The following is a 24,755-nucleotide window of genomic DNA, read 5'->3' as shown; positions in this document are numbered from 1 at the left end:
TGTGTGTTTGAGCGTCAGGGCTACTGGATCGCAAAGGAGCTAGACAACATTGCTGCTAGATTTAACCCGGCAGATCCTTCATCAGTTGAGCTACATGGCAACCCAATGGTTGGTGGTAAAGGAAAGTGGAGACAATACACTAAAGATGATCGATTCAAAGCAATTGAAGATATACTGCACGTTTTTCTAGCATCACACCCAAGCAATCGTTTGTTTGCGAGTGTTATAAGAAAGTCGGCAGTTTCACCAGCAGATCCGGTCGAAGTTGCTTTTGAACAACTGGCTAGCCGATTTGACCATTATTTGGCGAGATTACATAAGATTGGTGATACACAGAGAGGTATTATTATTTTTGATAAGTCAACATACGAAACAACCATTCAATCCTTGGCTACGGACTTTAGAACCATCGGTCATAGATGGGGAATAATAAGAAACTTTTCAGAAGTACCCCTATTTTTAGACTCAAAGGCTTCAAGACTGATTCAGCTGGCTGATATTATTGCCTATGTGATTTTTCGCAGATTCGAGAGGGAAGATAACAGGTTTTACCGCATCATTGAAGATAGATTTGATTCTGAAGGTGGTATAGTGCATGGGCTATTTGTGCGGCAATAGTAGGTTTGTGCGCATTTTCGTGTACGTGCGCTTCGCTTAAGTAGCGAAGCGCACGTAGCGTTAATCAGCCCGTAAAGATACGTCGATAGCGCGCCTCGACCAGCATATACACGCCGTAGGCTACCAGCCCAGCCGCCACAACTCCCAGCAGCCACGGCCCGAATGGCTGCCGCGCCAGCGCCTGGAGCGCGCCGCTGAGTCCCTGCGCTTTATCCGGGTTGTATTGCAGCGCGGCCTGCACCAGGAAGCTGCCGATGATCCCAAAGACGACGCCCCGCGCTGCCAGGCCGAACCTGCCGCTGCGGATCGCCCACGATTCTTCCGTGGCGCTCATCTCCGCAACCTTCAACTTCTTGCGGAACCGGGTCGTGTAGGCTTGATACAGTTCGTACAGCCCGAATCCGATCACGCCCAGACCGATCAGGCCGACGAGCCAGCGCCCGAACGGCTGCGACATCAGTCGCGCCGTCCAATCCTGTGTCATGTCGCCGCTCGCCTCATCCGCACCTGTGAGCAGCCGGATCGCCGTCACCGCCAGCCCCACGTAGACCACGCCGAGTCCGGCATAGCCCACACGCTGCGCGATCCCTTTGGCATCGCTGCCCTTGTGCTCAGGATCGGTGGCGGCCTGGACGAAGCGCCACAGCGCATGGCCCAGCAGCCCGACCGCCAGCAGGCCGAGTAAGACCTGCCCAAACGGCTGCTGTCCAAGCTGCCGGATCGCCCCGTGCGGGTCGGTGGTCGCGCCGCCCGCGCCGAGCGCCGCCTGAGTCGCCAGCACGCCGATCGTGATGTACACGACGCCCTTGGCCGCAAAGCCCAGGCGGGCAAGTCGCTCGACCCACGGATTTGCCGCTGCTTGCCGCGCCGCCTGCTCTGCATGCTCCGCAGCCTCTCTAACGGATGAGCCGACCTGTCCCATACGCTTGATCCTTTATCTATCGTGGTATCTTGTCGATGGGTGTGTGATCCTTCACGAGTGATGCATATAGCAAGTTCAGGGCCAGTTCTCGCACGCCGGGCAGCGTGTGCTACAATCCGTCGATAGTGCTAGACCCAGGATAGCCACGGTGAGTATACAGAGCTTCAATCAGATCTCGGCGCATGTCCACTGGCTTGCTCCCGACTCGACCACCGACCGACCGGTCCTGGGCGCGATCAGCGGGTCGCGCGCGACTCTTCTGGTCGACGCCGGAAATTCTCCGGCTCATGCCAGGACGCTGCTGCGCGAGCTGGCGCGCGTGGCTGTCGCGCCGCCGACCTTTGTCGCGCTCACGCACTGGCACTGGGATCATGTCTTCGGCACCGCCGCGCTCGATCTGCCGACGTTTGCGCATACCGAGACGTGCCGGATCGTCGCGGAGATAGCGATGCAGGATTGGAGCGACGCGGCGCTGGACCGGCGGGTTGCGCAGGGCGTGGAGATTGCGTTTTGCCGCGATATGATCAAGGCCGAGCTGCCCGATCGCTCCGATCTGACAATCCGCCCGCCGGAGATCGGCTTCACGGAGCGCGTCGAGCTTGACCTGGGCGGTGTCACCTGTCAGATCGTGCATGTCGGCGGCGACCACGCGGCGGACTCGGCGGTCGTCTACGTGCCGGAAGACCGAGTCGTCTTTCTCGGCGATTGCGTGTATCCCGATATTTACGCGCCGCAGCGCCGCTACACCACGGCGCGGGTTCTGCCGCTGTTCGACCGGCTGCTCAGCTTCGATGCCGAGTGCTTTCTCGCGGGCCACGACCCTGAGCCAATAACCCGCGCGCAGATGGTCGCAGAGGCCGCGCTGCTCAAGACGGTTAGCGGCACCGTGGAGCAGCTCGCGCCCGACCATGCGGCGATTCTGGCGGCGCTTCAGAAGGCCGTCGCTGCTCCGCTCGACGACTATCTGTACATGGTCGATGCGTTTCTCGCGGGGCTGCCCGATGCGGAGATTGGCTGATCACGCCGGAGTATCCATGTCGAAAGGGCACACCATCGGCGTGCCCCTACGAATGACGCGATTCGCTTGTCCTGCAACGCGGCTGCCGCACTGCCCCGATCTATCGTTTTGCTCCTACTCGATCACCTCGATGCCGCCCATGTAGGGCCGCAGCACCTCCGGCACCTCGATCGAGCCGTCGGCGCGCTGGTAGTTTTCCATGATCGCGATGATCACGCGCGGCAGAGCCAGCCCCGATCCGTTGAGCGTATGCACGAACTCCGGCTTGGCGTTCGGCTCTGGCCGGTAGCGGATATTCGCCCGCCGCGACTGGTAATCGCCGAAGTTGGCGCACGAGCTGACCTCCAGCCACTCGCCGCAGCCGGGTGCCCACAGCTCAAGGTCGTACTTCATGGTGGCGGTGCCCAGGTCGGCGGTGCAGAGCTGCAAGAGACGATAGGGGATCTTGAGCGCTTTGCAGATGTCCTCGGCGTTGTCGATCAGCGTTTTCAGCTCGTCGTAGCTGGTGTGCGGCTCGACAAACTTGACCATCTCGACTTTATCGAACTGGTAAACGCGCTTGATGCCGCGCACGTCGCGGCCAGCGCTGATCTGCTCGTTGCGCCAGCAGGGCGTGTACGCCACGTGGTAGATCGGCAGGCGGCCCGGCTCGATGATCTCCTCGCGATACAGGTTCGTCACCGGCACCTCGGCGGTCGGGATCAGCGTCAGGTCGACGCCCTCGATGCGGAAGAGGTTATCGCCGAACTTGGGCAGGTTGGCCGTGCCGACCAGGACCTCTTCTTTGACGAGGTAGGGCGGCGTGACCTCGGTGTAGCCGTGCTGGCCGATATGCACGTCGAGCATCCAGGCGATCAGCGCCCGTTGCAGCCGCGAGCCCGCGCCCTTGAGCACGAAGAAGCGGCTGCCGCTCAGCTTGACGCCGCGCTCGAAGTCGATAATGCCCAGCGCCTCGCCAAGCTCCCAGTGCGGCCTGGGCGTGAACTCGAAGCTGCGCGGCGTGCCCTCGGTGCGCACGACGATGTTCTCATCCTCGCTGGTGCCGACCGGCACGTCGGGATGCGGCAGATTCGGCAGCAGCAGCATCAACTGGTACAGCGCCGTCTCGACCTCCGCTGTCGCCTTGTCAAGCTCAGGGATACGATCGCCCTGCGCGCGCATCTCGGCGATGCGCTGGTTTCGCTCCGCCGGATCTTTGATCTTGCCGATCGCCTTCGACGCGGCGTTTTTCTCGGCCTTCAGTCGCTCGACCTCGCTCAGCAGCTCGCGTCGCCGTGCATCCAGCCGCAGCACCTCATCGACCATCGCGGGATCGTCGCCGCGCTTGCCAACGCCATCTTTCACCAGTTCGGGCTGTTCGCGGATCAGTTTAATATCTAGCATGCCGAACCTTCCTCGCTCATGCGCCGCTCGAATGAGGCGCTCCCACCGAATTCGTTATCCTTCATGTTGATCATCAAAATCGCTCGTAGCTCCACCCCACCATCTGGCCGTTCTCGTAGGGCATCACGCCATGAAACACGGCGGGCGAGTCGTCGAAGACCATCGGCAGAAACAGCCGATCGCTCTCCCAGAGCGGCAGATCCAGCAGCACATCGCGCTCAACCCACTCCAGTGTGCCCTCGTGGTTGCCCGCGTGCGGCGTGCCGCTCCAGCCGTCGATGCGAAAGATAAAGCCGAACCAGTCCTCTCCGCGCTTGCCGAAGCCGGGCCAGCTAATCGTGCCGCGCAGCACCATCGCCTCGACGTGCAGCCCCGACTCTTCCCACACCTCGCGCTTCATACAGTCGCTCACCGACTCGCCCCGGTCGAGCTTGCCGCCTAAGCCGTTGTACTTTCCATAATGAATGTCGTCGAGCCGCTTGTTGCGATGGACCATCAGCACGCGCTGTCTGTCCGGCGATACGATATAGCCTAACGTGGCGAGAATCGGTGTATAGCTCATGGATACCTCGATCGTCTGATTGTGCTCGGCGGGCAGCGCTACCACACGCCATCCAGCCCGTATGCTCCAGCGGCGTACTCGGCCAGGCGGCCCGGCACCGACGGCGTGACGGGCGGCAGCGCGTCGAGCGGCCAGTAGCGCGCCTCGGCGATCTCAATGTTGAGCGCCAGCGCCGGACGGTTGATCGGGCGGCAGACATACACCGCCACGTAGTTGGTCATGCCGTCGCAGAGGTTGAGATACATCCCCAGCAGGCGCTCGGCCTCGACCACACAGCCGCTCTCCTCGCGTGTCTCGCGGATCGCGGCCTCGCGCAGCGACTCGCCCCGCTTGACGCCGCCGCCGGGTAGATCCCAGCGCGCGCAGCCGTGTGCCCGCACCAGGAGCACCTGGTGATCCTGCACCACCAGCGCGCGCACGCCCATGCTGATCGGTCGTCTGATGCGGCGATACACCGCTCGCCCGACAAAAAACAGCGGGATCGCGCGCGTCAGCAGCGGCTCCAGCAGCGGCCTCATGGCCCGTGCTCGCGCTCGTCGTCAAAGCCTAGCTCCTCGGCCACGATGTAGAGCGGTCGGCGCTTCACCTCATCGTAGATCCGGCCCAGGTACTCGCCGATGATGCCCAGGAAGATGAGCTGAATGCCGCCCAGGAAGAGCACGCTGACGAGCGTCGACGCCTGGCCGTAGAAGTTGGCCTGCGAGCCGGTCAGGCGCAGGATGATCACCGCCACCAGCGCGAACATACTGATCGTCGCGATGATAAACCCAAAGTAGGTTGCCAATTGCAGCGGCAGGTACGAGAAGCTGGTAATACCGTCGAGCGCGAAGCGCAGCATCTTGCTGAGCGGATACTTGGTTTCGCCCGCGTGACGCGGCGCGCGCCGGTACTCCACGCCGGTCTGCTTGAAGCCGACCCAGACCGAGAGGCCGCGCATAAAGCGGTGATGCTCGCGCATCCGCATCAGCGCATCGACCACTTTGCGATCCATCAGGCGGAAATCGCCCGTATCCACAGGGATGTTGACGTTGGTGATGCGGCGGATCAGCCGGTAGAAGAACGCGGCGGTCGTTTTCTTGAACCACGTCTCTCCCTCGCGCTCGGAGCGCTGCGCAAAGACGATGCCGTAGCCCTCGCGCCATTTGGCGAAGAGCGCCGGGATCACCTCCGGCGGATCTTGCAGGTCCGAGTCGATCACCACCACCGCATCGCCCCGCGCGTAGTCGATGCCCGCCGTGATCGCGATCTGGTGGCCGAAGTTGCGCGAAAAGTTGACGGCTTTGATCCGTGGATCGCGCTGATGCAGCTCGTGCATCACCTCCAGCGAGCTGTCGCGGCTGCCATCGTTGATCAACACCACCTCAAAGGGCACGCCCAAAGGCTCCAGCGCCGCGATCACCCGTTCGCAAAAAAGCGGCAGCGTCGGCGCTTCATTGTATACCGGCGCGACGACCGAAAGCACCGGATGCGTGGGTGCGGTGGATGACATCTCGCGCGGTGTGGGTTGCGTCCTGATCATGAGCTTGCTTCTCCAATTGCCAGAATTAAAAAGCCTCCGTCCATGAAGGACGAAGGGCTGAGCTTCGTGGTGCCACCTTCTTTCGTCACCACCAGCGCCGGGCGATGACCTTGAAGCGCCCGCTAACGGAGGCGAACCGGAAAAGATTTACAGTCGGGCGATCAGCGCGGGCTGAGCGCTGCGGCTGGTACATCCTCGACTCAGGAGTGGATTCGGCTGGCTCTGGCTACCGCCCTTGCACTCTCGGCGGCTCGCTGTAAACTGATGACCAGCGTACTCGTCTCCATCGGCGTCGTTGCCCTGAATCATAGAGGGGAGTCCCGCGATTGTCAAGCAAGTTGCAGGGTCGGCGCTGTGTGAGTACACTTGCGCCAGGAGACAAGGCTATGATGCAAGTATCTATTCATGCGGCTGTGCAAGCGGCGCTGGCGCAGGGTCGCGCGGTCGTCGCGCTCGAATCGACGGTAATCGCGCATGGGCTGCCGCAGCCGCGCAATCGCGAGGTTGCCTACGCGCTGGAGTCGATCGTGCGTGAGCGTGGCGCGCAGCCCGCGACGATCGGCGTGGTGCGCGGCCAGCCGACAATCGGGCTGGACGAGGCGGCGATCGAGCGCTTTGCCACGGGCGCGGATGTGCTGAAGCTGTCGCGGCGCGACCTGGCGCTGGCGGTCGTCACCAGCCAGGACGGCGCGACCACGGTCGCGGGAACGATGGCGCTGGCGCACGCTGCGGGCGTGCAGGTCTTTGCCACGGGCGGCATCGGCGGCGTTCATCGCGGCGCGCGCGAAACCTGGGACGTGTCCGGCGATCTGACGGAGCTAGGCCGTACGCCGGTGCTGGTAGTCTGCGCGGGTGCCAAGTCGATCCTCGACATTCCCGCGACGCTGGAGGTGCTCGAAACGCTGGGCGTGCCCGTCGTGGGCTACGGCACCGATGAGTTTCCGTCGTTCTACTCGCGGTCCAGCGGCCTGCGGCTCTCGGCGCGCGCCGACACGCCCGAGGCGGTCGCGGCGCTGTGGCAGGCGCATCGCTGGCTGGGCGGCGGGGGCGGGATGGTGCTGGCGGTGCCGCCGCCGGAGGAGGCCGCGCTGCCGCCGGAGGAGGTCGAGGCGGCGATCGGGCGGGCGCTGGCCGAGGCGCGGCGTCAGGGTATCCACGGCGCGCAGGTAACGCCGTTCCTGCTCGCGGCGATGAAGGATGAAACCGGCGGGCGCAGCCTTGAGACGAACATCGCGCTGCTGGAAAACAACGCGCGCGTGGCGGCGGAGGTGGCGGTGGCGATAGCAAACAGCGCCCAAAGAGCACAAAGAGCAGAGAACAGGTAATCTTGCGTTGTTGTTCTTCGTTCTTCGTGCGCCCTTTGGGCATGGCACCCGGTTCTTTGTTCTTTGTTCCGTTGTTCTTTGTTCTTCGGAGTGTTTATGCCAGACATACTCTTTCACGGCGGCCCGATCTACACGCTCGATCCGCAGCAGGCTCAGGCCGAGGCGCTGCTGGTGCGCGACGATACGATCGTGGCGGTGGGCAGCGCCGCAGCGGTGCGCGAGCAGCTTCGGCCAGGCTACGAGGACGTGCCGCTAGCCGGGCGCGCGCTGATCCCTGGTCTGACCGACGCGCATATCCATCTGCTCTGGACCGCACAGGGTCGCCAGCATGCCGATCTCGACGGCGTGAGGTCGCTCGACGAGGCGCTGGAGCTGATCCGGCAGCGCGCCGAGGATTTGCCGGAGGGCGCGTGGCTGCGCGGCCACGGCTGGAACCACGCGCTGTGGGATTATCGCTGGCCGACGGCGCTGGAGCTGGATCGCGTCACCCTGGGCCATCCAGCGGTTCTGTCGCGCAAAGACGGCCACTCGGTCTGGATCAATAGCCGCGCACTGGCCCTGGCCGGAATCGACGAGCACACGCCCGACCCCGACGGCGGGCTGATCCAGCGCGACGAGCATGGCCTGCCGACCGGAATTTTGCTGGAGAACGCCAACGATCTGATCTATCGCATCGTGCCGGAGCCGTCGCTGACCGAGGACATCCAGGCGCTGCGCGAGATCATCCGGGCCTGCAACGAGCGCGGCCTGACCAGCCTGCATATGCCCGAAGGCCCGGCGACGCTGGCGGCGCTTCAGGCGCTACGTGCCGCCGACCAGCTCAACGCGCGCTGCCTCTTCCATCTGCCCTATCGCCAGCTCGACGACTATATCGCGCTGGGCGTGCGCTCAGGCTTCGGCGATGAGTGGCTGCGGATCGGCGGCGTGAAAATCTTCGGCGACGGCTCGCTCGGCTCGTGTACCTGCCATATGCTCGCGCCCTTCGCGGGCAGTACCACCTGCGGCCTGCCGACGATCCCTGAGGAGGAGCTGCACGCGGCGGTGCGCAAGGCCAATACGCACGGCATCGCCGTCACCGTCCACGCGATCGGCGATCGAGCCAATCGCACGGTACTGGATGCGATCGCGGCGCAGCACGCGGCCTTCGCCGCTCAGGGCGCGGAGGCGCTGCGTCCGCTCCTGCCGAATCGGATCGAGCACGCCCAGCATCTCGATCCGGCGGACGTGCCGCGCTTTGCGGCGCTCAACGTGATCGCCTCGATGCAGCCGATCCACGCGACCTCCGATATGGAGATTGCCGAGCGGCTGCTGGGCGGCGAGCGCTGCGCCTGGGCCTACGCCTGGCAGCCGTTGCTACAGTCCGGCGCGGTGCTGGCCTTTGGCTCCGACGCGCCCGTCGAGACGCTCGACCCGTGGGCGGGGATTCATGCCGCCGTGACGCGCAAGCGCCAGGATGGGCAGCCGCCGCAGGGCTGGTACCGCGAGCTGGCGCTGAGCCTGCACGACGCGCTGCGGGCCTATGTCGTCGGCCCGGCCATCGCATCAGGCGAGACAGCGCTCAAGGGGCCGCTCATGCCGGGCCTGCGCGCCGATCTGCTGGTGCTCGAAGCCGATCCGTTCGCGGTCGATCCCGATGATCTCTGGCGCATGCAGGTCGCGCAGACGTTCGTCGGCGGGCGCAGCGTGTGGGAGGCGTAGCAGAAATGAATCTCAGAGGTGGGATTTCTGGTTTTCGACATCATGTTGATGTCAACGTTTGTAGGGGCGTATTGCAATACGCCCCTACGCTCTCAACGTTGTAGTTTTTGGATTGGTAGTCGTGAAGAGCTTGAATTGTGGTCGCCGATTGAGCGTCGTGTTACGCAGGCACAGATTGCTTAATCCAGCCGGAAGAAGTCGACCACCTTGCCGCGCTCTTCCTCGTCGACCATGAACTCAAGAAACGTGATGCGGTTCCACGGGAAGATCACCGACTGGACGCCCGGCGATAGGTAGTGAACTTCCTTGCCGTCGCGCTTACGCAGGTTGCTGACATGAATAAACGTATCGCTGGGCTGCGGCTCATGCTCGATCTCGGCGATCACGGGATCTTCGCCGGCGATATGAACAATCACAGTGCGTGCCATACTCTCTAAACCCTTTCAATGCGTAGAATGAGCGATCCAAGCCGTAGCTCATCGCCTGCCTGCAAACGATAGGCGGTACGTGGCTGCAAGCGCGTATCGCTGATAAAGCTGCCGTTGGCGCTATCCAGATCTTCGATGTATGCCGCGCCAGAGTCCAGGCTGATCCGGGCGTGGCGGCGGCTCACGCCGCTGTCGTAGCCGCCGTCGGGGTTGAGATCGATGTCGGGGAAGTGTCCCCGCGCCGCGTCTTGCCGCCCGATCAGCAGCGCTGTCACCAGCGGCACGTCGATGCGCCGCCCGCTGTTAAGCACCGTCGCGGAGAAGCGGCGCTCGCCGCTGGCAGGCGCGGGCTCCGCCCTGACCGTACGCTCCTGCGCCGCGCGAGCCGATGGACGCGCGCCTAACATCGACGTGGTATCGGGGGCGCGATCCTGGGGCAGCAAGCTCATGCCGCAGTTGAGGCAAAAGATCGTGCCGCGAATATTCTGGCTTTGACAGCTAGGACAGATCATAGTTTCAAGTTCCAAGTTTCAAGTTCCAAGTCCAGGGATCAGGGGTCCAGGTTCTTGGTTCCGGGTTTTCCCTTGTTCCTTTGTTCCCTTGTTCTTTGTGCGCCTGGTACCCGGTTCTTGGTTCTTTGTTCTTCCATTCCCCACAGCCCCGGCCTGCTGGCTCACTAGCGTCCGGCGATCAGACCGCGCGTTCCGTATTTGATCCGCTTGCGCCCGTCGGCGCTGGTCGAGCCGCCCTGCAACAGGCGTGTCGCCTCGGCGTGCGCCATCTCCGCCAGCGCCACCTCGCCTGAGTTGAAGAGATGCGTGCCCGCCATCCTCAGCCGCTTGGTCGCATCCTCGATCTTACCCTCGGCAACGGCCTCCCAGGCGCGCGTTTGCAACTGGTAGGCGACCATCCGCTCCAGCGCGCGGCGGACCTCAGACGCGACCGGCTGCTCGTCCAGGAGGGCGGGAAGCTGCACCACCGCCGCCGCCGATTGCGTGCCCATCGTCCCAACCAGCTCATAGCGCAGGTCGAGCCGTGCCACGCTGTGGGTGCCGGTGGTTACGGGCGGCACGATCAGCTCGACGATAAAGGTCTGGTCTTCGTTGGCGGCCCACTCGCCGATCGGGACGCGCCACGTGCCGCTTCCCGCTGCCTGTGGATAAAGCTGCGCGATAAACGGCTGGACGCGATAGCAGGCATGGATCTGCGTCTCGGCGCTGATCGAGAGCGTCAGCTCGACGCTCTGGGCGACCGTCGCGTGCAGCCGGTTTAGCTCCGCCACAAAGACATTGCCGATCTCGCTCGCGGCGGTGATGTACTGCGTCCGGCTGTTCGGCCCGGCGGTCATCGTCTCAAGCAGGTCTTCGTTCCACTCCGTGCCGACGCCAAGCGTGGTCAGGCCAATGCCGCGCCGCTGCGCCCGCCGTGCCAGCTCGACGCAGGCGTGCTCGTCGCCGTAGGTCCGTCCGTCGGTCAGCAGCACCAGGCGGCTAATACCGTTGATCTTTGGCCGCTCGATCTCTTGCAGGCCCAGCGCCAGCCCTTGCGCCATCTCGGTGCCGCCGCGCGCCTCAAGGCTCATCACCTGCGCCTTGAGCGACTCGGCATCGCGCACCTGCTGCGACGGAACGATCACCTCGGCCCGATCGTTGAACGCCACCAGCCCGAACGCATCGGTGCTCTGCATCTGGCTGAGCACCTGACGCGCCGCCTCTTTGACCTGAAACAGACGCTCGCCGCGCATCGAGGAGGAGCGATCCAGCACCAGGCATAGATTCAGCGGCAGGTGCTTCTGGCTCGTCGCGGCGGCGCGGCCCGTCACCATCAGATAGACCATCTGTGGCTCGCTCGATACCTGAAGCGCGGCGCGGGCTGGCTGGATGTGGAGGGTGATCGGTGCTGTCATGGGCTAGCCTCGCGATCCGTCGGGAAGCGTGACGACCACTACTGAGATATTGTCGTGGCCGCCAAGCAGGTTAGCACGAGCAATCAGGTGCCGCGCGGCGATCTGCGCGGTCGGCGCTTCCGTCACGATGTCGGCGATCTCCGCTTCGGGCACCAGGCCCCACAGCCCGTCGGAGCAGATCACCAGATGGCTCTCGTCGTGGATCGTCGTCGTCGTCACATCGACGGTCACGTCGGGCGTCTGCCCGACGCTGCGATACAGATGACTCCGCAGCGGGTGATCGAGCGCCTCCTCCGGCGTGAGCGCGCCGATCGCGATCAGCCGTCCCACGGCGGTGTGATCTGTGGTGAGCTGCTTGACGCCGCCGCCGATCAGCAGCGCCCGCGTATCGCCGACATGCGCCGTGATCAACTGCTGGCCGTCGAGCAGCACCGCCGTGCAGGTGGTGCCCATGTCGTTGCCCGCCTCCTGCCCGGCGGCGTGTACCGCAGCGTTGGCCGCCTGCACCGCCGCCTGCATGATCGGCTGGGGCGCTCGGCGCTCGCCGCTCAAGATCGGCAGCACGTACTCGGCCTGCACCGCCTGTACCACCGTGGTCAGCGCCAGCTTCGAGGCATAGCCGCCATCGTGGTGGCCCCCCATGCCGTCGGCGACCACGAAGAGTCCAAGCGTCAGATCGCTGTGATCGCTGGGCAGGGTCACGATCTGCGCGCAGCAGTGATCCTGGTTTTCTTGTCGTTCGCGGCCAATGTCTCGCAGCGCCGCAGCGCTGAGCACGCGCTCGCCCAGCAGCACCGCCAGGTGCGGCGCGCTCGACGCCAGCGAGCGGGTTGTATCGCCAAACCGGCGCGTCTCGTCGGCCTCGATCGGCTGCGACTCGGCCTCAGGCGCGGCGGCAGGTATCTCGATCGGCAGATTATGCGGCGCGACCAGCGTTTCTACGCCGGGGTCGGCGACGGTTGCCGTGGCAATCTCAGAATTGGAATGGGTAGGCGCGGTTTTGCGGAAGCGCGATAGCATGTCTCGCCAGGCCGGCATCGGCGGCTCCTTTCGGGGACCAGTACGGGGGGCGATTGAAGCAGCGGGAACCGGGAGCCATGCGTTTGATTGGATTGGCTCCCGGTTCCTGCCCTCGGTGTTCCTAGGCTTTCAGCGCGTACAGATGATGATCGAGCGAGCCGACGTACACGATTCCGTTGGCGACGGCGGGCGACGACACGACCGCTGCCTCGGCCTGGTACTGCCAGATCAGCGCGCCGCTCGACGCATCCAGGCAGTAGATCATGCCGTTCACGCCGCCGAAATACACCCGTCCCTCGACGACGCGCGCCGACGAGGTGATCTGCGTGCCGCTCTCGAACTTCCAGACGAGCTTGCCGCTCTTGGTTTCCAGGGCGTAGAAGCTGCCGTCTACGCTGCCCACAAACAGGCGCATGCCGACGACGGCGGGCGAGGCGTTGACGTAGTGGCCCGTCTTGAAGCGCCACACGGGCCAGCCGCCCTCGCCGTCCAGGGCATAGACGTTGTTATCCATCGAGCCGACGAAGACCAGCCCGTCGCTGATCGCTGGCGACGAGATCACGCCCTGCTGGGTGCGGTGCTTCCAGCGCAGACCGCCGTTGAATGCGTCGAGGGCGTAGACGTGCCCGTCCGACGATCCCACTGCGACCATGCCCTGACCGATGCCGCAGGAGGATCGAACCGGCATCCAGGCGCGGTATTTCCAGAGCTGTCGTCCGTTCTGCCCATCGATGGCGTACACGTGCTGGTCGTCGGAGCCGACGTAGATGATGCGATCCTCGACGCGCGGCGACGAGCGCACCGCGCGACCCGTGCGGAAGGTCCACTTGACGGTGCCTTTGCGCGAGTCGAGGGCATAGAGCTGGCCGTCCTCCGACCCGATCAGCGCCAGATCGCCCCAGGTCGTCGGCGACGACGAGACGCCGCCGAGCGTCGCGCGCTTCCAGCGGAACTCGCCGGTCATGGCGTCTAGCGCGTACAGGTTGGTGTCGTAGCTGCCGACATAGACCAGCGCGTCGCGCACATGCGGCGATGAGCGCACCTCGTCCTCGCACGCGAAGCGCCAGACTAGCTCGGTTGTCGCGCCTTTGCCGCTGCGCACGTTGATCGCGGGCGCGGCCACCGGCGCGGCGATCCCGCCGCTCAGCCCCTTGAGGCAGGGCACGCTGAGCAGGAGCGACTTGAACTCGGCGGCGGTCTGTGGCCGCTGGGTCGGATCGTATTCTAGCGCCTGCATCACCACGGCCTCCATCTCCGCCGAAATCTGCGGGTTGATCTGGCGGATCGGGCGCTCGTGGAAGGTGAAGGGCGTCTCGGTGCGCGGATCGACATTGGTCAGCAGGTGGTGCAGCGTCGCGCCCAGAGCGTAGACGTCGCCGCGCGGATCGGCAATACCACGATACTGCTCCGGCGGCGCGTAGCCCTCGGTGCCGATCATCGTGCCTTTGCGCTGGTTTTCCTGAAAGATGCGCGCGATGCCGAAGTCGATCATCACGATGCGGTCTTCCGGCGTGACGATCACGTTCGACGGCTTCATATCGCGGAAGATGATCGGTTCGGGCGAGTGGTTGTGCAGGTAGTGCAGCACATCGCAGATCTGGAGCGCCCAGCTTCCGGCGCGCTGCTCGGCGATCGGCTGCTTGGCCTGATCGAGCGTCGCCTCCAGGTCGCGCCCCGCGATCAGCTCCATGATCAGGTAGATCCGATCGTTCTCCTCGAAGAAATCATAGACTTTCGGAATCGCCGGGTGGCTGAGCGTCGCCAGCAGCCCCGACTCGCGCTCGAAGTTTTTGAGCGTCAGCAGGCGCGTGTTCGAGTCGGGCGCGCTCTGGTACATCTCCTTGATCGCGCAGGTGCGGATCACGTCCTTGAAGCGCAGATCGCGGCCACGGTAGACCATGCTCATACCGCCGACGCCGAGCACGTTTTCGACGGCGTAGCGGCCTTGCAGCACGGTGCCGCTGGGCAACATTTGGAGTTGAGTCGTCGAGCGCCGGATGCTGCCCGTCCCGAAGCCGGTCGCTGGCCGGGGAATGGAACCAACCGAGCCGGATGGAGGTGAGTCGGTTGTCTCCTTCGCATCGGGCGCAGTCACAGACTGAGGGAGCGAAATCCCTTTGGTCGTGCCACCTTTTTTGAGCAATGACATGCCGCCCTCCCTGAGGAAGATAAAAGCGAGACGGACGGGGGGCGGCGACCGAAGAAGAATAGCAAAGAAGGAGCACCTGCCGACCCAATAACCATCCACCTGATGCGCTACTATCAGGTATCGAGCATTATAGAAACGCCGCGTGCCCGGCGGCATGCACGGCGGTCCTATCTGCCGGTGAGACAGATCGCGGCGCTCAGATGGGGGTGGTTGCGCGTGATCGCTGATCGCTGTGTAGGATCGGCGAGCTGTCGCCTTCCTCGGCTAGAACGTCAGCGAGCGATGGCGCAGGCTGATGCTCTGGAGCAGCCCGACCGCCGCCAGGACGGTTACGGTAAACGAGCCGCCGTAGGAGATGAACGGCAGCGGAATGCCTGTCACCGGCATCATGCCCATGTTCATCCCGACGTTCTCATACGTATGAATCAGCAGCATCGCAAAGATGCCCACGGCGATCAGCCGCCCAAACGTATCTTTGGCGCGGTAGGCGATGCTCACGGCCTGCCACAGGACCAGGCAGATAAAGCCCAGCATGGTCGCCGCGCCGACGAAGCCAAGCTCCTCTGCCGTCACCGCGAAGATAAAGTCGGTGTACTGCACCGGCAAGAAGTTGCGCTGGCTTTGAATGCCGTTGAGCAAGCCCTGGCCGGTCAGCCCGCCGTTGCCGACCGCGACTTTCGAGGCGTCGACGTTGTAGAAGACACGCGCCACGGCGTCGTAGACCTTGGGATCTTTGATATGCTCGATCTCGTCGCGCGTCATGGTAAACGCAAGCAGACGGCCCTGCTGGTACGGCTCAAGCACATAGTTCCAGCCGATATACAGCACCGGAATCGCGATCATCAACAGCACTGCCGCCTGCTTCCAGGTCATCCCCGCCGCCCAGGCCATCGCCAGCCACATCACGCCGATCACCATCGCCGTGCCGAGATCGGGCTGGAGCAGCACCAGCAGCAGCGGCGCTCCGGCCAGCAGCAGCGAGCCGCCAAGCGTAAACCAGGAGTGGCCCTGCTCGTCGTGGTTGGCCCACCACGCCGCCAGGCTGATGATCAGCAGCAGCTTCGCGGGCTCCGACGGCTGGCCGCTCGACTCGCCCAGGAGCCAGCTCTGCGCGCCGCTGGCGATCTTGCCTGCCAGCAGCGTGTAGCCTAGCAGCAGCAGCATAAAGATGTACAGCGGGCGGGTGAAGATTTGCAGGTTGTGGTAGTCGAACAGCGTCAGGAACAGCATCGCGCCTGCGCCGATGCCTATCCAGATAAAATGCCGGGCGAACGGGCTGCTGAGGCTCCAGACATCGCCCCGGTAGTTGTTGCCGATCGTCGTGCTATAGACCATTGCCGTGCCGAAGCCCAGCAGCACCAGCACGCTAATCATCAGGTAGAGGTTGAAGTCTTGCCAGCGTCGAGTATTCATCATCAAAGCCGATCAACAATTGCAACGATTCATCCGCTGCGATTATACCTGATACAGGGGGCTGTGCGCGGCGGAGATGCGACGAGACGTAGGTGCTATAATGGTGGACACGTCGATACAAAACTCACAATGGTGTGATAGGAGCATACGATGGACTTTCAGTTGACCGAAGACCAGATATTTATTCGCAAAGCGGCGCGCGACTTTGCCGAGAAGGCGATCAAGCCGACCGCCGCCGAGCGCGATCACGACCGGATCTGGCCCGCCGAGCTGGTCAAGCAGATGGGCCAGCTTGGCTTTATGGGTATCGCCGTCAGCGAGGAGTATGGCGGATCGGGCCTTGACTATATCTCATACGCGATCGTGATCGAGGAGCTGTCGCGCGTGGATGCCTCGCTGGGCGTGATCGCCTCGGTCAATAACTCGCTGGTCTGCTATGGCCTGGAAAAGTTCGGCAACGAGCAGCAGAAGCAGGAGATTCTCGCGCCGCTGGCCTCAGGCGAGCGGCTCGGCGCGTTTTCGCTGAGCGAGCCGGGCGCAGGCTCCGACGCCGCCGCGCAGAAGACAACTGCGGTCAGGGACGGCGACTACTACGTGATCAACGGCATCAAAAACTGGGTCACGAATGGCCCGCACGCCGACACGATCCTGCTGATGGCGATGACCGATCCGGGCAAAGGCTCCAAAGGCATCACCTGCTTCATCGTCGACACGCACCAGCCGGGCGTCAGCGTCGTCAAGAACGAGGATAAGCTCGGCATTCGCTCGGCGCACTCGGCGCAGATGGCCTACGATAACTATCGCGTTCACAAAGATCGTATCCTGGGCGAGGAGGGCATGGGCTTCAAGGTTGCCCTGACGATCCTCAACGCGGGCCGCATCGGCATCGCCGCGCAGGCGGTCGGCATTGCCCAGGGCGCGTTCGAGGCCGCGCGCGACTACGCCAAGATCCGCGAGCAGTTCGGCCAGCCGATCGCGCAGTTCCAGGCGGTCGGCTTTACGCTGGCCGACATGGCGACGCGCATCAAGGCGTCGCGGCTGCTGACCTGGGAGGCGGCATCGCGCAAAGATCGCGGCGACGACTACGTCGAGGCGGCGTCGATGGCAAAGGTCTTTGCCTCCGAGACGGCGATGTGGACGGCGACCAAGGCGGTGCAGGTCTTTGGCTCGAACGGCTACTCCAAGGAATACCCCGTCGAGCGCTTCTTCCGCGACGCCAAGATCACCGAGATCTACGAGGGAACCAGCGAGATCCAACGTCTGGTGATCAGCCGCGAGCTGTTGAAAGAATCCTGATGCCTGGAGCCGTACGGACGATGCCGGAACCGCTATGGTTCCGGCGCGCTCTTGTGTGTCTTTGCCTGCGCCGTCTGCTGAACTGCTTGCTCGACGCCAACACGCCGTCGCAGGCTGTCTGCGTGGTCGCTGAGCGGCGCTAAGCCAACGCTGGCTCGGCGCGCATCCACGGTGTCCGGGTCGGCCAGCGTCCACGGTACGATGCCGCCGTGCTCATCGCCCACGAAGATCGAGCCGTAGATCTGCGGCTGGCCGGACTCCATGAGCACGCGATCCGTCAGCATGGCCCACTGCTGGGCTGGCGCTTCTCCTGCCTTGACCGCTGCTTCCAGCAAGGGTAAGGCCCGCTGTTGGAGATCGTGGTCGAGAATGGCATGCTGTACGATCCGCCAGGCGGCCTGGCCTCCCTCGGCTCCGACCAGACCTTCGCCCGGCCAGCCGTATTGTTCCAATATTTCGCTCATGCGCGCGTTATTCTTCCGATGCACGGCGGCCATACGGGGATGGTACCAGTCTTTAGGCAGATGCGGCCCATACAGCTCGCCCGCTTCGATAAGCTCTCGACGTGTGGCAAGATCTTCGGCCTGCATCTGTAATAACTCAGCACGAAGTTGCTCGTTCATGGAACCCTCATCGCATACCCGATAGATTGAAAGTGTACCGTCTGTGTCAAGCCGCGAACACAATGTTTAGCATCGATCGCTACTTTTGGGCTACTTCGGTTTCGCACGAATCTCCTTACAATCGAGGGTTATACTGGAGGAAGAACAAAGAACAAAGAACGAGGAACCGGGGAAATGTTGAACTCGAAACTGTGAACTTTGAACTTTGAACTTGAAACTTGAATAATGAAAGGCTAGCATGAGCACAGAGCCCCCCCTATCATTAGAGCCAGAGGTGAGCGCGCTACGGCAGCGCGTTGCAGAGCTTGAGCAGCAGTTGCAGGAGCGAGCGGCAGCCGAGGCGACGCTGCGCGACAGCGAGCGATGCTACCGCCAGATGTTCGAGCGCAACCGGACGATCAAGCTCATGATCGATCCGCAGGACGGCACGATCATCGATGCCAATCCCGCCGCGTGCCGCTTCTACGGCTATAGCCTGGAGCAGATTCGGCAGATGAAGATTAGCCAGATCAACATGCTGCCGCCCGAAGAGGTTGCAGCAGAGATGGCCCGCGCCGAATCCGAGCAGCGCAACTACTTTTTGTTTCCCCATCGCCTGGCCTCCGGCGAGATCCGCCAGGTCGAGGTACAGTCCGGCCCGGTCGAGCTTGGCGCGCAGCGCTTCCTCTACTCCGTGATCCACGATATTACCGATCGCGTGCGCGCCGAGGCGGAGCGCGCCCAGCTCCAAGATCAGATCATTCAAGTCCAGTCGGCGATGCTGGCCGAGCTATCCACGCCGCTAATCCCGATCAGCGATCAGGTGGTGGTGCTGCCGCTGATCGGCACGATCGATGCCCAGCGCGCCCAGCAGGTGATCGAGGCGCTGCTCCACGGTATCGAAGCGCACCGCGCAGAGGTGGCGATCATCGATATTACCGGCGTGTCCGATGTCGATACGCATGTCGCCAACACGCTGATGCAGGCCGCACGCGCGGTGCGGCTGCTTGGCGCGCAGATCGTGCTGACCGGCATTCGTCCCGAAGTCGCGCAGACGCTCGTGGGACTGGGCTTGAATCTCAACGGCCTCGTCACGCTGAGCACGCTGCAAAGCGGCATCGCCTTCGCCGTGCGACGATAGCGAGACGAAAGAACCAAGCCCTCTGTGCAAACCAAGAACCAGAGAACTCGAAACTCGAAACGTGAAACGTGAAACTCTGATTCTGGGCTAGGCTGGCTCGACCGATGCGCCGAGGCGCTGTCCCACCAGGCCACGCTGGCCGCGCAGCCAGTCCAGGCCCGCCATCTGGCGCTTCCCGGCGGGCTGCACCTCCAGAATCTCAAGCGCGCCGCTGCCGGTCGCAACGCGCAGCGTGGGCGCGTCGAGCACGGTTCCGGGCAGCGCCCCGCCGGGCCAGTCGGCATCGACCCGCGCCGCGCCGATTTTGAGCGGCTGTCCCTGCCAGAGGGTAAACGCTCCCGGCCACGGATCGTAGGCGCGAATCGCCCGCTCGATCACCAGCGCAGGCAGCGTCCAGTCGAGCAGCCCGTCCTCTTTGCGCAGCAGCGTACAGTAGGTCGCCTGGTGCTCATCCTGGGGCTGCGGCTGAAGCTCGCCGCTGGCGTACAGGGGTAAGACGCCGACCAGAAGCTGCGATCCGATGGTGAAAAGCTCGTCGGTGAGCGGCCCGCTGCGAGCATCCGGCGGCATCGGCAGCGTGGCCTGGGCGACGATCGGCCCGGCGTCCATCGCCCGCACCAGGCGGATGATCGACACGCCGGTGATCTCATCGCCCGCGAGAATGGCGGCGGCGACGGGCGTCGGGCCGCGATAGAGCGGCAGCAGCGATGGATGAATGTTGAGGTAGCCGAGCGGCGGAATGTCCAGCATATCCTTGCGGAGAATCTCGCCGTAGGCCGCCACCACGCCGACTTCGGGCTGGAACGCGCGCAGGCGCTCCACCATAGCGGGATCGCGCAGCGTCGCGGGCTGCAACACCGGCAGCCCAAGCTCGACGGCTGCCACTTTGACCGGCGGCGCTTGCGGCGTTCTGGAGCGGCCAGCAGGTCGATCCGGCTGTGTCACGACGCCGACGACCTCGTGACCGGCGGCGACGAGCGCTCGGAGCGGGAGCGCGGCGAACGCGGGCGTTCCCAAAAAGAGTACACGCATGGTAGCCCCCCTTCATCCAGTGATACGATCGAGCCATAGTATAGCCCAGGCGTGGACGATGATGGGAGATCTCCTGTATAATCGCAGTAGCTTATCGAGCAGCATAGCCGGTTTTGCCTGCGCTTGCTCCGCGATCGGAAAGGGTCTGGATGTTGGGACTCCTCAAACCCCGGCCTGGCTGTCGCGCAGCCACACCGTCGCCTTGACGATGGCGATCCCTGAGCGGGCGGTGGCGCAAGTCTTGCGACATTGGTGCTGCTCGTCTCACGCCTGATCGAACCATTCCGGGCACCTTGGATGAAGGATGTCGTATGTATCGTCTGTTGCCTAATCTGCTGCTGCTGCTGATGCTCCTCTTCCTGCTGCCGGTGTATGCGGTCACGCAGAGCCAGACGGTGCTGCTGTTGGGCATCGCGCTGCTGGGAGCAGGCTTTATTCTGGTCTATACCAATCAGCCGCGAGCGATCCAGGTACTGGCCGCGCTGACCGCCGTGCTCTCCTTCGTCGGCGTCGCGTTCTGGGGCCGTCTGCTGACGGGAAGCACCAACGGCGGCTACTGCTTCGTCGGCGCGTGGATTCTGCTGCTGGCGGCGATCAGCGTGTTGCTCTTCCAGCGCGCGGTGTTCGTCGAGCGCGGCCAGATCATCGTGATCAATCAACTGCCCGAAAATCGCGCGCTGGTCTGGACCGAGGGCCTGCATCGTCCGCTCAAGCCAGTTGTCGAGCGCCGGGCGGCGGCGCTGCCGTCGTATGAGCTGGACCTGGAGTTCTTCATCGAAAATCTAAACACCAAATCGCTCTACAACGTCGATAGCGTCAAGGTGCTGGTCCGCTACCGTGTCGAACAGCCCCGCGAGGTGGTCTTTTGCTTTCCCAACCGCGAGCAGGCCTGCGAGCAGCTTGCCAGAGAGCGCGGCGAGCCCAGCCCGACCGATACCGATGAGCAAGTCGCCTTCTGGTCCGAGCTAATCCGCCGCCAGATGCTGCTTGAGGTCGAGCAGAGCGTGCGCACCGAGATCGCCAATGTCACCGGGCCGACGGACGTGGCCCAGGATCGCGAAACCCACGCGCGGCATACGCGCCAGCGGTTGCAAAACTCGGTGGCGCGCTGGGGCATCAGGGTGCTCGATTTCCGGCTGCTGGATGTCAAGATCAGCGAATATAGCATCAAGCTCAAGTATCGCGATCATCGGATTCGGCGCGAGGTGGAGGATGCCCAGCGGCTGGCAGAGATCCGGGCGAAAGAGGTCCAGGCGATCGGCGAGGCGCAGGCGCAGGCTACCGCCCGCCTTGTGGCCGAGATGGTCCGCACGCTGCAACAGCAGGGCACCACGCTGACGACCAACGATATTGAGCGGATCGTGATTACGGCGATGCAGCGCATGTCGGATCATCAGCAGCTCAGCGGCTTCTTCCGCGATGTCGCCCAGACCAGCGCGCCGGGCTCGTCGCAGTCGACAGCGCCGCCGAGCACCAATAACCCGAATCAGCCGCCTGGTTCCTGAGCTGGTGGCAAGGCCACGGCATCCGATCGTCAACTGAGGAGCAACTCTTTGGGCAGCCAACCATCCATCGTTGTTATTGGCGGCGCGTCGCTTGATATTAAAGGGCGGCTGCGGCGCGACTTTATTCCTGGCACCTCAAATGCGGCAGCTATTCAGATTAGCGTGGGCGGTGTTGGCCGCAACCTGGCCGAAAACCTGGCGCGGCTGGGCACCTCTGTCGCGCTGATCTCCGCCATCTGCGCCGACGACTTCGGACGCGCGATCGTGCAGCAGACCGAGGCGGCGGGCGTCGACATGCGCTATATGATCGTCACCAACGAGCAGCGATCGTCGAGCTATATCGCCATCCTGAGCCACGACGGCAGCCTGCTGGCCGGGCTGGATGATAGCTCGGCTGGCCGTGCGATCAGCGCCGAGTATATCCGCGAGCACGCGGCGCTGCTGGAAAACGCCGATATGGTGGCGATCGACGCCAACGTCGCGCGTCCCACCGCCGAGACGATCCTGGCGATCTGCGAGGCCGCGCGCGTGCCCGTCGCCTTCGAGCCGGTCGCGTTTGGACTGGCCGATCGATACCGGCAGCAGGTAGGCCGCTTCTACCTTGTTACGCCCAACGAGCTTGAGGCCGAGGCGCTCTCCGGCCTGCCCGTCCGCGATGTCGCCACCGCGACCGCTGCGGCACAAAAGCTGGTGTCGCTCGGCGTGGATGTGGTGCTGATCAGCCTGGCGGGCGAGGGCATCGTCTATGCCTCGGCGGATGAGGTCGGCCATCTGCCGAGCATTCCCGTCGAGATCGTCGATCCGACCGGCGCGGGCGATGCGCTGGCGGCGACGGTGATCTATGGGCTGACACATCATATTCCGCTGGCCGAATCGGTGCAGCTTGGGCAGATTGCCGCGACGGTGACGCTCAAGTCGCCGGAGACGGTCGCGCCAGAGATTAGCCTCGATTATTTGTACGCACAGCTTGAGATGTAGCCATGAATCTGTATTACACCGGCTGGTACTATCTGTTGCGCGCCGTGGTTCCGACCGCGATCTACATGAAGGTGCGTGGGCTGGAGAACATTCCCAGAACCGGCCCGTGCCTGCTGGTCGGCAACCATCTCAGCATGATCGATCCGATGTGTCTGCTGGCATACGCGCCCCGGCATGTGCATTTTATGACCAAGGCCGAACTCTTCGATCAGTGGCCGCTGAGCGTGCTCTTGCCGCCTGGCGATCCGATCAAGGTTCATCGTGGCCGCGCCGACCGCCACGCGCTGCGGCTGGCGGAGCAGTACCTCAAGCAGGGTGAGCCCGTGGCGATCTATGCCGAGGGCACTCGTGCCAGGTCGGGGATGGCCCAGGAGGCGCGCGCGGGCGTCGTCTATCTGGCCCAGCGCACCAACGCGCCGATCGTGCCCGTGGCGATCAGCGGCACCGAGCGGGTGTTTAGCAAGCGCTTTCCCTGGTATCGTCGCACGCGCGCGCAGATGACGATCGGCGAGCCGTTTCTGCTCTCGGATCTCGGCGAGGTGACGCGCCAGAATCGCGATCTGCTCGCGCAGCAGGTCATGGCGCGCGTGGCCGACCTGCTGCCGCCGGGCTATCGCGGCGTGTATCGCGCGCGGCTCGCTCCCGATACCATGCGTGAGGCCGGGGTCTTGCCCCCGCCCGCCGCAGACGCCGAAGGCGAGGAGCAGGCGCAGCCGATCGAGGCCGCCGCGACGACCGATCGCAACGGCTAGGAGAAGAACCAAGAACAAACGAACAAAGGAACAAAGGAACGACGAGTAAGCGTGTACGCCGCTCCCCCTCGCCTATGCCGCAGGCAGCGAAGGCGGAAGCCCGCCTGAGCGTGGGGCCGGGGGTGAGGGCCGGAGAACTCGAAACTTGAAACTTGAAACTCGCGCGAGCGCTGGGTGATTGCTGATGGCGAAGGTAAACATCCGCCCGGATCAGGACGAGCGGTTCATCTACATCGCGCATCGTCACTGGGTTGCGCTGCTGATCCGCGGTCTGTTTCCCGCGCTGTTCACGCTGGGTAGCGCGCTGGTGTTTGTGCTCCGCACGCTCAGCAGCGAGCCGGATTTTTTTGGACAGGCTCCGCCGCTGCTCGATCCGATCAATCTGATGCTCGTTCTGGTAGCGCTGATCTCGTTCGCGATCATCGCGTATATCTGGCTCGACTGGCGCAACGATCATTTGATCATCTCCAACAAGCGGATTATTCACGAAGATCGCACGCTGTGGCTGTCGTATATCTACGAGACGATCCCGCTGGAGCAGATCCAAAATGTGAACGTGCGCATGGAAAACGTGTTCCAGTACACGCTCAAGTACGGGCGGATCGATATCCAGGCGGCGGGGCCGACCGAGCCGATTGTGTTTTTGCGCGTCGAGCGACCAGCCGAGGTCCAGCGGCAGATCCTGGGCGAGGTCCAGCGCGAGAAGCGTCATCAGGAGGAGCGGCGGCTGGCCGCGACGATTGCGCGGCGTCTCGATCCGCAGGCCACGGTGCCGCTCAGGCCGCCGCCGCCGATCTCTCAGCGCGCCACCACGCTGCCGAGCGCGCTCCAATCGCTGCTGCCCTTTGGGCCGATCATCCAGAACGGGATCGTCACCTGGCATCGTCATTGGATTGTGCTGCTGAAGAACATGATCGTGCCGATCGTGGCCTTTCTGGTCTGGCTGCTGCTGCTGTATCTCATTCCACGCTACGGCCTCATGGAGCCAGGCACGATGGTTGTGGTGCTCGGCCTGCTGCTGGTGGTGATCGGCGTCTTAGTCTACTGGCAGTACGAAGACTGGCGCAACGATATTTATGTCCTTGAGCCGAGCAAGATTATCGATATTCAACGGCTGCCGTTTGGCCTGTATGAGAGTCGGCGCGAGGCTACGCTGGGCGTGATCCAGAACGTCAACGCGCGCAGCCCCAACGTGATCGCGAAGCTGCTGGGCTACGGCGATGTGCTGATCGAGACGGCGGGCGCTGCCGGTAACTTTACCTTCGACAACGTGCCCGATCCGGATCAGGTGCAGCGGATCGTCTTTGAGTACCGCGAGCGCTTCAAGTGGCAGCAGCGCGAGCGCGAGTGGAACAACACGCTCGATATTGTCGAGTTGTACCAGCGGATGCACCAGCGCGGGAACTCCCCTCAACCTTAGCGCGTCGAACACCACAGTGTAGCCGGGTAGATCCGCATCGCCGCGATCGGCCTGCGATCGTGGGCAGC

Annotated in this window: 23 protein-coding genes; 10 read left to right on the top strand and 13 right to left on the bottom strand. The window is 63.6% G+C overall.

The window, feature by feature from the left end:
- Positions 1-618: DUF3800 domain-containing protein (locus VFZ66_25010; GenBank protein ID HEX6292470.1), on the top strand; the 618-nt coding region annotated here is incomplete at its 5' end.
- Between the two features lie 64 nt (positions 619-682).
- Here VFZ66_25010 and VFZ66_25005 read toward each other — a convergent pair.
- Complete coding sequence (locus VFZ66_25005; protein HEX6292469.1) at positions 683-1,540, bottom strand: DUF1206 domain-containing protein; 858 nt, start codon at positions 1,538-1,540, stop codon at positions 683-685.
- Positions 1,541-1,688: 148 nt separating this feature from the next.
- Here VFZ66_25005 and VFZ66_25000 point away from each other — a divergent pair, with 148 nt between their 5' ends.
- Positions 1,689-2,558 carry an MBL fold metallo-hydrolase gene (locus VFZ66_25000; GenBank protein ID HEX6292468.1) on the top strand — a complete coding sequence of 290 codons (870 nt, stop codon included), beginning with the start codon at positions 1,689-1,691 and terminating at the stop codon, positions 2,556-2,558.
- Between the two features lie 114 nt (positions 2,559-2,672).
- Here the strand turns inward: VFZ66_25000 and serS are convergent, their stop codons facing one another.
- The 4 genes from serS to VFZ66_24980 all read right to left on the bottom strand — a co-directional run bounded on the left by serS (position 2,673) and on the right by VFZ66_24980 (position 6,022).
- On the bottom strand, positions 2,673-3,941 hold the full coding sequence (serS, locus tag VFZ66_24995; GenBank protein HEX6292467.1) for a serine--tRNA ligase: 1,269 nt from the start codon (positions 3,939-3,941) through the stop codon (positions 2,673-2,675).
- Positions 3,942-4,014: 73 nt separating this feature from the next.
- Positions 4,015-4,503 carry an 8-oxo-dGTP diphosphatase gene (locus tag VFZ66_24990; protein ID HEX6292466.1) on the bottom strand — a complete coding sequence of 163 codons (489 nt, stop codon included), beginning with the start codon at positions 4,501-4,503 and terminating at the stop codon, positions 4,015-4,017.
- A gap of 38 nt (positions 4,504-4,541) precedes the next feature.
- The gene (locus VFZ66_24985) at positions 4,542-5,021 is read right to left on the bottom strand and encodes an NUDIX domain-containing protein (protein ID HEX6292465.1); all 480 of its coding nucleotides are present in this window, start codon (positions 5,019-5,021) and stop codon (positions 4,542-4,544) included.
- On the bottom strand, positions 5,018-6,022 hold the full coding sequence (locus tag VFZ66_24980; protein ID HEX6292464.1) for a glycosyltransferase family 2 protein: 1,005 nt from the start codon (positions 6,020-6,022) through the stop codon (positions 5,018-5,020). The genes VFZ66_24985 and VFZ66_24980 overlap by 4 nt, the downstream gene beginning before the upstream one ends.
- A 386-nt stretch (positions 6,023-6,408) precedes the next feature.
- Between VFZ66_24980 and VFZ66_24975 the strand changes: the two genes are divergently transcribed.
- Both VFZ66_24975 and VFZ66_24970 read left to right on the top strand, forming a co-directional pair.
- Complete coding sequence (locus tag VFZ66_24975; protein HEX6292463.1) at positions 6,409-7,347, top strand: pseudouridine-5'-phosphate glycosidase; 939 nt, start codon at positions 6,409-6,411, stop codon at positions 7,345-7,347.
- A 96-nt stretch (positions 7,348-7,443) separates the two neighbouring features.
- Entirely contained in the window at positions 7,444-9,045 is a 1,602-nt protein-coding gene (locus VFZ66_24970; protein HEX6292462.1) for an amidohydrolase, read from the top strand.
- Between the two features lie 179 nt (positions 9,046-9,224).
- On the opposite strand, the gene VFZ66_24965 is transcribed toward VFZ66_24970, so the two are convergent.
- From VFZ66_24965 to VFZ66_24940, 6 genes are all read right to left on the bottom strand, one after another.
- Positions 9,225-9,473 carry a hypothetical protein gene (locus VFZ66_24965; GenBank protein HEX6292461.1) on the bottom strand — a complete coding sequence of 83 codons (249 nt, stop codon included), beginning with the start codon at positions 9,471-9,473 and terminating at the stop codon, positions 9,225-9,227.
- Between the two features lie 5 nt (positions 9,474-9,478).
- The gene (locus VFZ66_24960; protein ID HEX6292460.1) at positions 9,479-10,000 is read right to left on the bottom strand and encodes an FHA domain-containing protein; all 522 of its coding nucleotides are present in this window, start codon (positions 9,998-10,000) and stop codon (positions 9,479-9,481) included.
- Between the two features lie 149 nt (positions 10,001-10,149).
- Positions 10,150-11,379, bottom strand: coding sequence for a VWA domain-containing protein (locus VFZ66_24955; GenBank protein ID HEX6292459.1), 1,230 nt, complete (start codon positions 11,377-11,379; stop codon positions 10,150-10,152).
- Positions 11,380-11,382: 3 nt separating this feature from the next.
- Positions 11,383-12,417 (bottom strand): PP2C family serine/threonine-protein phosphatase, encoded by a 1,035-nt coding sequence (locus VFZ66_24950; GenBank protein HEX6292458.1) that lies wholly within the window; start codon positions 12,415-12,417, stop codon positions 11,383-11,385.
- A 103-nt stretch (positions 12,418-12,520) separates the two neighbouring features.
- A complete protein-coding gene (locus VFZ66_24945; GenBank protein ID HEX6292457.1) occupies positions 12,521-14,548 on the bottom strand; it encodes a serine/threonine-protein kinase in 2,028 nt (675 codons plus the stop codon).
- Between the two features lie 264 nt (positions 14,549-14,812).
- Positions 14,813-15,964 (bottom strand): FtsW/RodA/SpoVE family cell cycle protein, encoded by a 1,152-nt coding sequence (locus tag VFZ66_24940; GenBank protein HEX6292456.1) that lies wholly within the window; start codon positions 15,962-15,964, stop codon positions 14,813-14,815.
- 147 nt (positions 15,965-16,111) lie between these two features.
- On the opposite strand from VFZ66_24940, the gene VFZ66_24935 reads away from it, so the two are divergent.
- Complete coding sequence (locus tag VFZ66_24935; protein ID HEX6292455.1) at positions 16,112-17,257, top strand: acyl-CoA dehydrogenase; 1,146 nt, start codon at positions 16,112-16,114, stop codon at positions 17,255-17,257.
- A 32-nt stretch (positions 17,258-17,289) separates the two neighbouring features.
- Here the strand turns inward: VFZ66_24935 and VFZ66_24930 are convergent, their stop codons facing one another.
- Positions 17,290-17,880, bottom strand: a complete 591-nt coding sequence (locus VFZ66_24930) for a DUF6624 domain-containing protein (protein ID HEX6292454.1) — start codon at positions 17,878-17,880, stop codon at positions 17,290-17,292.
- A 238-nt stretch (positions 17,881-18,118) separates the two neighbouring features.
- Here VFZ66_24930 and VFZ66_24925 point away from each other — a divergent pair, with 238 nt between their 5' ends.
- A complete protein-coding gene (locus VFZ66_24925) occupies positions 18,119-19,000 on the top strand; it encodes a PAS domain S-box protein (protein ID HEX6292453.1) in 882 nt (293 codons plus the stop codon).
- A gap of 87 nt (positions 19,001-19,087) precedes the next feature.
- Here VFZ66_24925 and fmt read toward each other — a convergent pair whose 3' ends face one another.
- On the bottom strand, positions 19,088-20,032 hold the full coding sequence (fmt, locus tag VFZ66_24920) for a methionyl-tRNA formyltransferase (GenBank protein ID HEX6292452.1): 945 nt from the start codon (positions 20,030-20,032) through the stop codon (positions 19,088-19,090).
- A 311-nt stretch (positions 20,033-20,343) separates the two neighbouring features.
- On the opposite strand from fmt, the gene VFZ66_24915 reads away from it, so the two are divergent.
- From VFZ66_24915 to VFZ66_24900, 4 genes are all read left to right on the top strand, one after another.
- Complete coding sequence (locus tag VFZ66_24915; GenBank protein HEX6292451.1) at positions 20,344-21,537, top strand: SPFH domain-containing protein; 1,194 nt, start codon at positions 20,344-20,346, stop codon at positions 21,535-21,537.
- A 48-nt stretch (positions 21,538-21,585) separates the two neighbouring features.
- Positions 21,586-22,515 (top strand): carbohydrate kinase family protein, encoded by a 930-nt coding sequence (locus VFZ66_24910; GenBank protein ID HEX6292450.1) that lies wholly within the window; start codon positions 21,586-21,588, stop codon positions 22,513-22,515.
- A gap of 2 nt (positions 22,516-22,517) precedes the next feature.
- The gene (locus VFZ66_24905; GenBank protein ID HEX6292449.1) at positions 22,518-23,267 is read left to right on the top strand and encodes a lysophospholipid acyltransferase family protein; all 750 of its coding nucleotides are present in this window, start codon (positions 22,518-22,520) and stop codon (positions 23,265-23,267) included.
- 184 nt (positions 23,268-23,451) lie between these two features.
- Entirely contained in the window at positions 23,452-24,687 is a 1,236-nt protein-coding gene (locus VFZ66_24900) for a PH domain-containing protein (GenBank protein ID HEX6292448.1), read from the top strand.
- Positions 24,688-24,755 lie beyond the last annotated feature (68 nt).

The organism is Herpetosiphonaceae bacterium, from assembly GCA_036374795.1.
GTDB lineage: Bacteria > Chloroflexota > Chloroflexia > Chloroflexales > Kallotenuaceae > LB3-1.
The sequence above is the reverse complement of the archived record's forward strand: the minus strand, read 5'-3'. Positions and strand labels throughout refer to the sequence as shown.